At 41.4% G+C, this 12782-nt stretch carries 13 protein-coding genes; 5 read left to right on the top strand and 8 right to left on the bottom strand.

The features are described 5' to 3' along the window. Positions 1–15: 15 nt before the first annotated feature. The 3 genes from KUG63_RS00515 to gpmI are packed head-to-tail and all read right to left on the bottom strand — an operon-like array spanning position 16 to position 4057. Positions 16–1305 carry a S41 family peptidase gene (locus KUG63_RS00515; RefSeq protein ID WP_073024155.1) on the bottom strand — a complete coding sequence of 430 codons (1290 nt, stop codon included), beginning with the start codon at positions 1303–1305 and terminating at the stop codon, positions 16–18. Positions 1306–1346: 41 nt separating this feature from the next. Then, complete coding sequence (locus KUG63_RS00520; RefSeq protein ID WP_073024156.1) at positions 1347–2495, bottom strand: murein hydrolase activator EnvC family protein; 1149 nt, start codon at positions 2493–2495, stop codon at positions 1347–1349. A 23-nt stretch (positions 2496–2518) separates the two neighbouring features. Next, a complete protein-coding gene (gene gpmI / locus KUG63_RS00525) occupies positions 2519–4057 on the bottom strand; it encodes a 2,3-bisphosphoglycerate-independent phosphoglycerate mutase (protein WP_220386928.1) in 1539 nt (512 codons plus the stop codon). Positions 4058–4175: 118 nt separating this feature from the next. Between gpmI and KUG63_RS00530 the strand changes: the two genes are divergently transcribed. From KUG63_RS00530 to KUG63_RS00545, 4 genes are read left to right on the top strand one after another with little or no spacing between them, the layout of a single operon-like run. Beyond that, positions 4176–4484, top strand: coding sequence for an ArsR/SmtB family transcription factor (locus KUG63_RS00530; protein WP_016390261.1), 309 nt, complete (start codon positions 4176–4178; stop codon positions 4482–4484). A gap of 30 nt (positions 4485–4514) precedes the next feature. Next, on the top strand, positions 4515–4940 hold the full coding sequence (locus KUG63_RS00535) for a rhodanese-like domain-containing protein (protein ID WP_015004847.1): 426 nt from the start codon (positions 4515–4517) through the stop codon (positions 4938–4940). Positions 4941–4961: 21 nt separating this feature from the next. Further along, complete coding sequence (gene secB, locus KUG63_RS00540) at positions 4962–5423, top strand: protein-export chaperone SecB (RefSeq protein WP_073024158.1); 462 nt, start codon at positions 4962–4964, stop codon at positions 5421–5423. Positions 5424–5434: 11 nt separating this feature from the next. Next, on the top strand, positions 5435–6445 hold the full coding sequence (locus tag KUG63_RS00545; RefSeq protein ID WP_073024159.1) for an NAD(P)H-dependent glycerol-3-phosphate dehydrogenase: 1011 nt from the start codon (positions 5435–5437) through the stop codon (positions 6443–6445). Positions 6446–6448: 3 nt separating this feature from the next. Here KUG63_RS00545 and KUG63_RS00550 read toward each other — a convergent pair whose 3' ends face one another. Continuing rightward, on the bottom strand, positions 6449–6907 hold the full coding sequence (locus KUG63_RS00550) for a tRNA (cytidine(34)-2'-O)-methyltransferase (RefSeq protein WP_015004844.1): 459 nt from the start codon (positions 6905–6907) through the stop codon (positions 6449–6451). Positions 6908–6969: 62 nt separating this feature from the next. Here KUG63_RS00550 and KUG63_RS00555 point away from each other — a divergent pair, with 62 nt between their 5' ends. Continuing rightward, a complete protein-coding gene (locus KUG63_RS00555; protein ID WP_015004843.1) occupies positions 6970–7899 on the top strand; it encodes a dihydroorotate dehydrogenase in 930 nt (309 codons plus the stop codon). On the opposite strand, the gene ntrC is transcribed toward KUG63_RS00555, so the two are convergent. From ntrC to glnA, 4 genes are all read right to left on the bottom strand, one after another. Continuing rightward, positions 7896–9308 (bottom strand): nitrogen regulation protein NR(I), encoded by a 1413-nt coding sequence (gene ntrC / locus KUG63_RS00560; protein WP_020931761.1) that lies wholly within the window; start codon positions 9306–9308, stop codon positions 7896–7898. The genes KUG63_RS00555 and ntrC overlap by 4 nt on opposite strands. A 69-nt stretch (positions 9309–9377) precedes the next feature. After that, on the bottom strand, positions 9378–10448 hold the full coding sequence (gene glnL / locus KUG63_RS00565) for a nitrogen regulation protein NR(II) (protein WP_015004841.1): 1071 nt from the start codon (positions 10446–10448) through the stop codon (positions 9378–9380). Positions 10449–10594: 146 nt separating this feature from the next. Then, a complete protein-coding gene (locus tag KUG63_RS00570; RefSeq protein WP_015004840.1) occupies positions 10595–11095 on the bottom strand; it encodes a DUF4124 domain-containing protein in 501 nt (166 codons plus the stop codon). Positions 11096–11201: 106 nt separating this feature from the next. After that, a complete protein-coding gene (gene glnA / locus KUG63_RS00575; RefSeq protein ID WP_015004839.1) occupies positions 11202–12611 on the bottom strand; it encodes a glutamate--ammonia ligase in 1410 nt (469 codons plus the stop codon). Positions 12612–12782 lie beyond the last annotated feature (171 nt).

Here is a 12782-nt window from a genome sequence, read left to right on the forward strand (position 1 = left end):
GCTCGTGCCTATCGCTTACTTTCTTAAAATATTGATGCCTTTAAGCAAATTAAGCGCTTCGTGCAAGGGGTAATCTGTACTCACTTGCTCTACTACTTTTTCTTCCTTTTCTTCTTCGCCTTCGGGGTTCACTAAATGCTTTGTTAAATCTTTTTCTTTAATTGCAACAAAATCATCTTCTAATTGTTCTAACTTTACTGCCGATAAAGTGATGTCAGGCGTGATCCCTTCAGCTTGAATTGAGCGACCTGATGGCGTGAAGTAACGCGCTGTGGTTAATTTAATCGCTCCGCCTTTATTGTTTTCTAAAATCGTTTGCACCGAACCTTTACCAAAACTTTGCTGCCCCATAATCACTGCACGCTTATGGTCTTGTAACGCACCAGCAACAATTTCTGAGGCCGACGCAGAACCACCATTAATCAACACAACAATTGGAGCACCTTTTAAAACATCATTGGGGCCTGCTTTAAAGCTCATTTTAGAATGCTCAATACGGCCTTCTGTGTAAACAATTAAACCCTCGCTTAAGAAAGCATCACTCACTGACACAGCCGCATTTAATAAACCACCAGGGTTATTACGTAAATCCAATACCAGACCTTTTAGCTCATTACCTTCAGATTCTTTTTTTAACTCAAAAATCGCGTCATTTAGGTTTTCTCCAGTCCTTGTTTGGAAGCTGGCAATTCTTACATAGCCATAGCCGGGTTCTAAAAGACGATTTTTCACACTAACCACTTTAATAACTGCACGGGTGATCTTAATTTTAAGTGGCTTCGGCTCACCTTCTCTTATAATCGTTAACAGAATATCCGTCCCTGGTTTGCCGCGCATTATTTTTACTGCATCTGACAAGGTCATGCCTTTTACTGGTTTTTCATCTAAACGAATCACCAAATCACCGGCTTCTATCCCTGCTTTAAAAGCAGGCGTATCATCAATTGGCGTAATAACTTTTACAAAACCATCTTCCATACCTACTTCGATGCCTAAACCACCAAATTCCCCACGTGTACCTTCACGCAAATCTTTAAAGGCTTTTTTATCCAAATAGGTTGAGTGAGGGTCCAAGCCCGTTAACATCCCTTTTATCGCATTCTCTAATAGGTCGTGATCACTCACCTCTTCAACATAAGACGCTTTAATTTGGCCAAATACTTCTGAAAATGCCTTTAAATCCTCTAATGGTAACGAACTGTTAACCCGTTCTTTCTCAGCCAACACGGTCCCGCCAATGCTCAACATAATACCCAGTGCAGCACCTACCATTAACACTGGCAATGTTTTACGTAAAAAATTCATATCAACTCCATTAACTTACAAAATTACCCAACGCGACCTTTTTAAACCGCTCGACACCATTGAATAGGATTCACCGGCTTTCCATTTTTTCTAATGCTGAAGTATAGACCGGCTTTTTGTTGTCCGCCACTCACTCCAACCGTTGCTATCATTTCACCCGCTTCAACCCAGTCACCCACTTCTTTGTACAACCCTTCATTGAAGGCATATAAACTCATATAGTTTGAACCATGATCGACGATAATCAACAAACCATAGCCTCTTAACCAATCCGCATACACTACTCTACCATGCGAGATAGCCTTAATGGCGGTGCCTTCGCTTGCAGCAATAACAACCCCGTCATAGCGACCAGATTGTCTTGCACTACCAAATCGCTTACGTATCGAGCCTTTTATAGGCCAAGGCAATCGACCTTTTAAGCTCTTAAAAGGTTTATTTTGCTGGGCCAACACAGGCGTATCAATAATGACTTGGCGAATACTAGCTAATAGCGTTGTTAAGCGTTTTTCATTTTCTTTTAATTCAGCCAATTCATCGGCCGCTGATTTCATCTCTTTACCTAACTGAGCCAACACCTTTTTACGTTGACTCTTAGCCGCCATTAACTGCTCGTTCTCCGTTTTTTTTGCGTCAATAAAGGTGGCTAACTCACTCAACTGATCATCTAGCGCCACTTCAACATCGAGTAATTGTTTAATACCCGCGTCCAGTGCCGTTACATTGTCCAATCTCGCTTGGTTGAAATAGTCATAGTACTGTATTACTCGACTCATCCGATCTGGGTGCTGTTGATTAAGTAACATCTTCACACGCTGTTGCTTACCCATTAAATACGCCGACTTTAATTGCTCTGCCAATAACTGTTTTTGCACCTTAGTCTGTTCTTTTAGCCTAGCTTGCTGGGCTCGCAATTGCTTAATTTTTTTGTCTGTTTCATCAAGCTTTTCATTCAGCAAACGAAGCCTTTTTGAAGACTCAGCCAAGCGTTTATCCAGTTGTTTAAGCGCCCTTTCCTCTTTAGTTTTTGATTGCTGCGTTAAAGCGATGTTTTTTTCCACCAATTGCATCCGCTCGCGCAACAAAGCCAGTTGTTTCTTTTTCTCACTCTCAGGCGATGCAAATAAGGACCCTGAACCCAGTAAAGAAACTAATATAAGCGTCGTTAAAATAAGTCGTTGCTTTAACATTCTTATTGGCTAGAGGTACTACTTTAACTGGTTAAATGAAGCAAACTATGCCCACTCATCTCGGCTGATGGACTAAGCCCCATAGCGGCCAACATCGTAGGCGCGACATCTGCTAAATCACCGCTGCTATCAAGCTGTGCAGAACGGCCAACATAAACAAAGGGCACTGGGTTGGTGGTATGCGCTGTGTGCGTCTGACCAGAATCTGGATCCGTCATTTGTTCGGCATTACCATGATCCGCCGTGATAAAAACCTCACCGCCTACTTTTTCAAGTGCTTCCAACAACCTTGCAATGCAGGCATCAATCGTTTCAACAGCTTTCACCGCTGCATCAAAATTACCTGTATGGCCAACCATATCGCAGTTTGCATAATTGGTAATAATGGCATCATATTTTTCTGATAAAACAGCCTCAACCAATTTATCTGTGAGTTCTGGCGCACTCATCTCTGGTTGTAAATCATATGTTTTAACATTTGGCGATGGAATTAAAACTCGATCCTCACCCTCATTTGGTGCGTCATCACCACCATTAAAAAAGAACGTAACATGTGCATACTTTTCAGTTTCAGCAATACGCAACTGCTTTAGACCTTTACTGGCAAGCACCTCTCCAAAGCCGTTATTTACCTCTATAGGAGGGTAGGCAACGGGCAAATCAAAATCCTCATGGTACTGTGTTAAACACACAAATTTATTCAATAACGGCACCTCAGCTCGCTCAAACTCATTGAAGCCAGTTTCTGTAAATGCCCTGGTAAATTCACGTGTTCTATCTGATCTAAAATTCATAAAAACAACGCTGTCGCCATCTTCTATTTTAATAGCCTGGCTACTGGTAGGGTGTATGCTGGTTGGCAAGACGAACTCATCTGTTTGCTCGCGTCCGTAAGATGCCATTAATCCACTAATTGCATCTTCAGCAGAATATTCTGCTTTCCCTTGGCTCAATAGGTCATACGCCAGTTGGACTCTATCCCAACGATTATCTCTATCCATCGCATAAAAACGACCTACTAAAGACACCGTTTTGCCAACACCTAACTGTTTATATAAAAGCTCCATTTTTTCTAATGACGCCTTAGCACTTTTCGGCGGTGTGTCCCTGCCATCTAAGATGGCATGCAAATAAAGCTTTTTAACACCTTTCTCAGCAGCCATTTCTATCATTGCTTTTAGGTGATCTTCATGGCTATGTACACCACCAGGCGATAATAAGCCTACAACATGTAGCGCCTTATCATCTTCAATCACATCATTTACTACATCACAAAGTACTGGATTGTTTTTAAATTCACCCGAATGAACATCATCATTTAATTGCGTAAACGTTTGCGGCAATAAGCGTCCTGCACCCAAGTGCAAATGCCCAACCTCTGAATTACCCATTTGCCTATCTGGTAACCCCACTACCGAGCCTGAACAATCTAATAAAGCTTTAGGCTTGGTTGCCCATAGTCTGTCCCAGGTTGGCGTGTTCGCCGCATTAATGGCGTTAGATTCTCCTGCCTGAGCGTAACCAAAGCCATCTAAAATCATTAACACAATAGGGCGTTTAATTAAATGTTGCTTCAAAATGCTATCTCCACAGTTTGCTTGTTATAATGGGTTAATATATGTCATCCATTTTACGATATATGCCCTTTTAATACTTTAACTATATGCAAAGACAAGCCCTATGAGCAACCTAGCTATGGACAAACTCATCGAAAGTGATGAGGAAATAAACAAAGCCGCTGATCTTCTTAAAGTGCTCTCTCACCCTATTAGGCTAAAAATCATTTGTCAGCTAGGGCATGACGAAAAAACTGTACAACAACTATTAGACAGTGTTGGCTCTACCCAAAGCAACGTCTCACAACATCTTGCAATTATGCGAAATAATGGCGTTTTACAATACCGTAAAAATGCCACTCAAGTCCTCTATAGCGTGGCTGAAAAGGCCTCTATAGATGTCGTACATTTATTAAAAAAAATCTACTGCTAATTAATCTAATACTTTAAGGCTCACCCTAAGATGGATATTTATTTGGAATTTATCAGCAATCACAGCCTGCTTTTTATTGCCTTGCTGTTTGTTATTATTTTATTGTTACAGTCTTTTTTTAGCGACATTACCCGCAAATATAAACTCATTTCCCCATCTGAAGCGATCAATCTGATTAATCGTGAAGACGCTGTCGTTATTGATACACGTACTAAAGACGAGTTTAAAAGTGGTCACATTTCAGGCGCCGTATTGATGCCGATCTCTGAGATAAAAGATAACGCTGATGCGTTAAATAAATACGAGGAACGCCCGCTAATACTTTACTGTAAGTCAGGAACACGTTCTGACGAAGCTTGCAAAACACTCAGCAAGCTTGGCAGAACTAATGTGCATGCTTTAAGCGGTGGCATCCAAGCTTGGGAAGCCGCCAGCATGCCACTCGTTAAAAAATAACCCTTTTCATCTGGAATCCATATGGCCTCTACCGAACAAACCGCTTCATCTGACAAACAATTTGCAATTCAAAAACTATATGTAAAAGACCTATCTTTTGAATCGCCTAACACACCCACTGTTTTTACAGAAAAGTGGGAACCCAATGTTGATATAAACTTAAACAGTAATTCCAAAAAAGCACCTCAAGACCTTTTTGAAGTCTCAATCACTGTTACCGTCACCGTAAAAAATAATGACAGCGTGGCCTACTTAGTTGAAGCGACCCAGGTAGGCATTTTCGGCGTTAAAGGTTTCTCAGAGCCTGAGTTAGGCCCACTCTTAGGTAGCTTTTGCCCAAGTGTTTTATTTCCCTATTTACGTGAAGTGGTTTCTGAGGTTGTCACCAAAGGCGGCTTCCCTCCAATGTTACTAAACCCTGTTAACTTTGATGCTTTATACGCTCAGCATAGCCAACAAAACGATATCTCCAAAGCCAATTAACTAATACGCAGATGAGCCCTAAAAAAATAGCTGTTCTTGGTGCTGGCTCGTGGGGTACCGCCATGGCTGTGATGATGGCCAGAGCAGGTCACCACATTACATTATGGGGACATAACCCGAGCCATATCAAGCAACTCCAGATTGATAATAGTAACGTTGAATTTCTTCCTGGCACCGACTTCCCCAGCACCTTAAGCGTTACAGATCAGCTGGAAGAAACCGTCGCAAAACACGATTTTTTAATGCTTGCTGTTCCCAGTCATGCGTTTAGACAAACGCTACTTAAATGTAAGCCTCAGCTTAAAAAAGATACTATCGTGAGCTGGATAACAAAAGGCTTTGAAACCGGCACAGGGCTATTAGCACATGAAATCGTCATAGAAACCCTAGGTAAGGATACAAAGTTAGCCCTAATCTCTGGGCCTAGTTTTGCACTTGAAGTTGCAGATAATCTGCCCACAGCCGTTGTAGTAGCTTCTACAGATATCGAGGTTGCCACTGAGGTTGCAGATATAATACGAAACGCTAACTTCCTGACCTTCCCAACTAAGCACCTTGCTAGCGCAGAAATAGGTGGCGCCATGAAAAATATCTTAGCCATTGCTGCCGGTATTTCTGATGGTTTAGGTTACGGAGCCAATGCTCGAGCCGCATTAATCACCCTAGGCTTAACTGAAATGGTACAACTCGGCCATGTCTATAATTGCTCGGAAAGTTCTTTTCTTGGCTTAGCCGGTGTCGGTGATTTAGTGTTGACTTGTACCGATAATAAATCACGTAACCGACGTCTTGGTTTACAGCTTGGACAGGGCAAAAAAATTGATGACGCAAAACAAACGATTGGCCAAGAAGTAGAAGGCATCCATGCTGCTCGTGAAGTGCATGCTATTTGTGAAAAGTGGTCACTCGATATGCCCATCTGCATTCAAACATACCGAATTTTGTATGAAGGATTAGCCCCTGACGTAGCCGTTAGATATTTGCTCAGCCGCGCTCAATTGGCCGAACCTCAGCTAGACTAGTTTTTACCATTCGAAATCATGTTGGCGCCATGCTTCATACACCGCTACAGCAACTGAGTTTGATAAATTAAGACTTCTATTACCCTCCTTCATTGGAATTAAAAGTCGCTGCTGCTCTGGTAAGGCTTCAATAAATGCCTTTGGCAAGCCTCTCGTTTCAGGACCAAAAACCAAGGCATCGCCAGCTTGATAGCTGACCTGCGAATAATTACTTTTTGCAAACCTAGAAAAAGCAAACACCCTGTTTGGTTTTTCGCCGTCTAAAAATTCATCAAAATTTTGATATTCCTTCACATCCGCCACGTCTCGGTAATCCATCCCTGCTCGCCTTAACTGTTTATCGTTAATTTCGAAACCGAGCGGGTGAATTAAACTTAAACGCACCCCAGCATTAGCGCAAAGGCGCATTACATTACCCGTATTAGGAGGAATTTCTGGTTCAAATAAAACGACATGGATCATGATGATATTAACCTTGGGTTAACTGGTATAATTGAGCATATTATCTCACTATCAGTCAGCAAATGTTACACCCTAAATTAGCCTCTTACTTTTGTGGAATGCGATTCCAAACACCCGTTGTCTTACTTTCTGGCTGTGTTGGCTTCGGTCAAGAATACACCCGCGTAGAGGGTTTTTCTCATCGAGATATTGGCGCTGTTTGTCTTAAAGGCACCACGTTGAGCGCCCGCCCTGGAAACCCAACACACCGCGTTTACGAAACCCCATCGGGCATGTTAAACGCGATTGGCCTGCAAAACCCCGGTGCCAATAAGGTTGTTGATGAGATACTTCCTTCGCTAAATTTCCAAGAAACTCGTTTTATTGCGAATGTTTCTGGCTCCACTATTGAAGAATACACTGAGGTAACACGGCTTTTTGATCAATCTGCTATTGATGCCATAGAAATTAATATTTCTTGCCCGAATGTAAAAGAAGGTGGTGTGACATTTGGCAACGATCCTGACATGTCTGCACGCGTGGTAGAAGCCTGTCGATCCGTTACCAACAAACCACTAATTACTAAACTATCCCCCAATCAAACAAATATTGCTGACAATGCACAACGTTGTATTGACGCCGGTAGCGATGCCTTTTCAGTCATCAACACCTTAATGGGCATGGCTATCGACACCAACACAAGAACCCCCATTATTGGTAATGTACAGGGCGGGCTTTCTGGCCCGGCAATTAAACCCATTGCTTTATTGAAAGTTCATCAAGTCTATCAAGTCTGCAAAGCACATAATATTCCTATTATTGGCCAAGGCGGTATCACTACCGCTAATGATGCGCTTGAGTTTATTATTGCTGGAGCTAGCGCAGTTGGTCTTGGTACAGGGCTATTCTATGACCCCTTACTGAGTAAAAAAGTTAATGATGGGATAGTCGATTATCTCGATACACACCAACTTAACCACTTTTCTGAATTAATCGGTAGCCTCGACTGTTAAGCACTAAAATCTTTAATTTTCCGAGTTAAGGTATTTCGCCCAAGGCCTAGTAATTTTGCCGCTTCTTGCCGGCGCCCCTTGGTAACATCCAATGCTTGCATAATTAATACTTTTTCTACCGAAGCCACCACCCTTTTCGCCACATCTGCTTCCCCTGCTAATAATCTTTTAGTAATATCTTCTTTTGCAGCGTCTAACCAGTCACCCTCAACCATCACTTTTTCTGTCGAGGTGATATTTTTCAACTCATCAGGTAGGTCATCTAACTGAATGATGTTGCTCGGGCACATTGCCGTTAATAAATGACAGGTATTTTCAATTTGCCTTACGTTGCCCAACCAAGGCAAACCTGACAGATACCGCATGGATTCGTCATCCAACAACTTCACATCATCTTCCAACTCGCTGGCAGCCTTAGCTAAAAAATGTTTTAGAAGTAATGGAATATCTTCGCGACGTTCTCGAACCGGAGGGATTTTGATACGCACCACATTTAAACGATGGAATAAATCTTCTCTAAAAAGTTTTTCTTCAACAAGTTTTTCTAGCCCCTGATGTGTTGCCGCAATAATACGCACATCCACCTTTATTGGTTGATGACCACCGACAGAAAAGAACTCTCCATCTGACAGTACCCGCAATAAACGTGTTTGCATATCTGCTGGCATATCACCAATTTCATCTAAAAACAGCGTCCCACCATCGGCTTGCTCAAAACGCCCTTTTCGACGACTCGTTGCGCCAGTAAATGCCCCTTTCTCATGCCCAAATAGCTCAGACTCTAATAAATCTTTAGGAATCGCCGCCATATTTAACGCTATAAACGGTTTATCTCTTCTTAAACTATGTTGATGAAGGGCCTTGGCAACTAATTCCTTACCGGTGCCTGATTCTCCATTTACCATCACCGTAATATTAGACTTTGACAAGCGCCCAATCGCCCTAAAAACAACCTGCATAGCTGGAGCACTACCAATAATGCCCGACTCACTGGCCTCATCTTGAGTATCAGGTTGCTCAACAGCGCTTGTTTTCTTTTTAAGGTGCTCGTAGGCTCGTTCAACTTGATTAACAACCTCATCAACATCAAAAGGTTTAGGCAAATATTCAAAAGCACCACCATCATAGGCAGACACCGCACTGTCCATATCTGAATGAGCCGTCATCACAATCGCAGGTAAATCTGGATAATGTTTCTGTAGTTCTGCAAGGAGTTCAATGCCACTTTTGCCGGGCATACGAATATCAGTTAGCAACACATCCGGCTTATCTTTACGCATAAGATTTAGAATACCCTCTGCACTTTCAAAACATGTGACTTGGTGCCCCTCTCTTTTTAATGCTGTTTCCAACACCCATCGAATAGAACGATCATCATCGACCACCCATGCTTTTATCTTTTCACCCATAATTAATACTATCCATTTATCTGATGCTTACGTTTTACTCGACAACCCATTAGGTATTACACTCCCTAGTTATCCTGCTTTTTCTAGCGGTAATATTGTTGAAAAAACCGTGTGGCCCGGTTCACTGGCCACTTCTATAATGCCACTATGGCGCTGCACATTTGTCTGAGCTATTGATAAGCCCAAACCTGTTCCGTCAGTTCGCCCAGTCACCATTGGGTAGAAAATTTTTGTTTGCATCTCTTTCTCGATGCCAGGCCCATCATCAATTACATCAATTTTTACCGCTAACTTTCTAGTCTCATCACCTATCGTAAAATTTCGATGTATTCGCGTTCTAAGGATAATTTCACCACCATCTTGAACAGCTTGCGTTGCATTCCTAACTACATTTAGTAATGCTTGAATAAGCTGATCTTTATCTGCCTTGATATCTGGAAGACTAGGATCATAATCTGCTCTTATGATGACTTTTTCATTAACCTCGGCTTCCACTAATTGCCTTACACGTTCCAAAATCACATGTATATTAATGTATTGATGATTCGGTAACTCTGATGACCCCAACATTCGATCAACTAGCGTTCTTAAGCGGTCCGCCTCTTCGATAATAACGTGTATATAGTCAGAAAAATCACCATTTAACTCTTTTGATAGCAACTGAGCAGCCCCCCTAATACCACCTAATGGGTTTTTAATTTCATGGGCAAGCCCTCGTAACATATTGGTCGCTAGTTCATTTTGTGCTAATAATTTTTCATCATGATCGATCTGTAAATAGTAATTAAAATCAACGATTTCAACGAGCAGCTCTTCTTCATCGTCATTACTATTATTTGATAATGGTGTTGCTGATAAACTTACGCTTCTTTTTGTTCCAACGGGGTGGCCGATGGGAACCAAGTGCTCAGTCACTTTTGACCCTAGTTGCCGGCTACGCTGAAACACCTTATTGATATCAAAGCGTGCGGTTTCAAACAGGTTTTCTGCCTTCGCGCCAATGGCTTTACGTTCACTGATATCAAGTAATTCTTCAGCTGCATTGTTTATATAAACTAACGCATTTTTTTCGTTAAACAGCAATATACCGACAGACAGTTGTTCCATGACAGAATTTGGCATAAAGGTGTGTTTTTTCATTCTAGATACCTAGCAATTAATGCGCCAAGTAGTATGAGGCGCCCTCTTTAATAAACATAGGTCTCATCATACTCGTTAACAGAAATTTTATGCACCAGTACAGTGCATTTTTATTTTAACGTCCCATTGTTAAACGCTTTATATCTTTATGATGCTGTGCTTCTTTGTAAATAAAAAGTCACACTGGGGCTAGTTATTTTTACCTCACCATTCTTATCTATTACTTGCACCTGAACAACATGCGCACCACGCTCCACCCCCTCAAGATTGAAGCCTTCTTGAACCACCCCATCAAGTAATAATTCAACCGTATCTTCTTCTTGCAAAGCCGGCTGCAAATCATATGTAACATTCACAATACCTTGATTACTCCTAACCGTTCCCTGCTCAATGGGTGAAATAATACTAATATGATCATAAGGAATATTGGCTTCAGTTAACTCTTTGCGCTCTTCTGAAGTCACTATTTTTTTTGTAGGAATATTAGGTGCCTCATAAGTCATAATCGGCGGCACAATCACTTTCTCTGCACCTTTAACAGGTGTGTCGGAGTAGGCTGTTTTCCCTTGTTTATTGATATATTTATAAACATCGGCTTGCACAAAACCCGCTAAAAAAATTGTGATTAAAATAATACTTCGCTTCATACCCTGCTCCTTTATGACTGTGCTATGCAACCATAAGACCATATTTCTTAAAATTTGTGCAAAAAAAACCCCGCAATAGCGGGGTTTTCATTACATCAATGCAATTTTACAAGCTGTAGTACATATCAAACTCAATCGGGTGAGTGCTCATCCTTAGGCGAGTCACTTCTTCCATTTTTAATTTAATGTAGCCATCAATCATATCATCAGTAAACACACCGCCCTCAGTTAAGAATGCACGGTCTTTATCCAATGCAACTAGTGCTTCATCAAATGAAGTCGCTACTTGTGGAATTGCAGCTTCTTCTTCTGGTGGCAAATCATAAAGGTCTTTATCCATAGCTTCGCCAGGGTGGATCTTATTCTTAATACCATCAAGACCCGCCATTAACATGGCTGAGAAACATAAGTATGGGTTTGCCGTTGAATCAGCAAAACGCACTTCAATTCGACGACCTTTAGGGTTTGCTACAAAAGGAATTCGAATAGATGCTGAACGGTTACGTGCAGAATAAGCCAACATAACAGGTGCTTCAAAACCCGGTACTAAACGTTTGTAGCTGTTTGTTGAAGCATTTGCGAAGGCGTTAATTGCCTTAGCATGTTTAATAATACCGCCAATATAAAACAAGGCTATTTCAGATAAACCGCCATATAAATCACCAGAAAATAATGCTTTGCCGTCTTTAAAAATTGATTGGTGAACATGCATACCATTACCGTTATCACCAACGATTGGCTTCGGCATAAAAGTAGCTGTTTTGCCATAGGCGTGAGCAACGTTTTGAACTACATATTTAAGCTCTAAGACCTCATCTGCTTTCTTCACCAATGTATTGAACACTGTGCCAATTTCACACTGGCCCGCTGTTGCTACTTCATGGTGATGAACTTCAGTCTCTTGACCCATTTCTTCAAGCGTTAAACACATAGCCGCACGCATGTCATGAAGAGAATCAACAGGAGGGACTGGGAAATAACCGCCTTTTGTACCAGGACGGTGACCCATGTTGCCACTTTCATAATCTTTTTCTGAATTCCAGCCCGCTTCTTCAGAGTCTATTTTATAAAAAGACCCCGACATGTCTGTTTTCCAACGAATATCATCAAATACAAAAAACTCATTTTCTGGACCAAAATAAGCCGCGTCACCAATACCTGTTGACTGAAGATACTCTTCTGCTCTTTTAGCAATTGAGCGAGGGTCTCTTTCATAGCCAGACATATCGCTAGGCTCAACAACATCACAACGGATAATCAGCGTTACGTCATCAAAAAATGGGTCTAAAACAGCTGTTGATGGATCTGGCATCAAAATCATGTCTGACTCATTAATACCCTTCCAACCTAGAATGGAAGATCCATCAAACATTTTGCCGTCCTCAAACACATCAGCATCTACCGTATGTGATGGAACTGTTACGTGTTGTTCTTTACCAATAGTATCAACGAAACGGAAATCAACAAAAGCGACTTCTTTTTCTTTGATCAAATCTAATACATCTTGTGCTGACATGATTACTCCTAAAGTTTTTTAAATGATTGCTTCTAAAATTAAGTTAGCTCGACATTTTGTGCACATAATATGCCAAAACATAACTTGTTGTATTTTACGGATATTTACCTTTTTCACGGCTTAAAATCCCAATATTGGTGCATTATTTACACTAGCCGCACCAATTTTGGG

Source organism: Cycloclasticus sp. (assembly GCF_019090545.1).
In the GTDB taxonomy this organism is placed as follows: domain Bacteria; phylum Pseudomonadota; class Gammaproteobacteria; order Methylococcales; family Cycloclasticaceae; genus Cycloclasticus; species Cycloclasticus pugetii.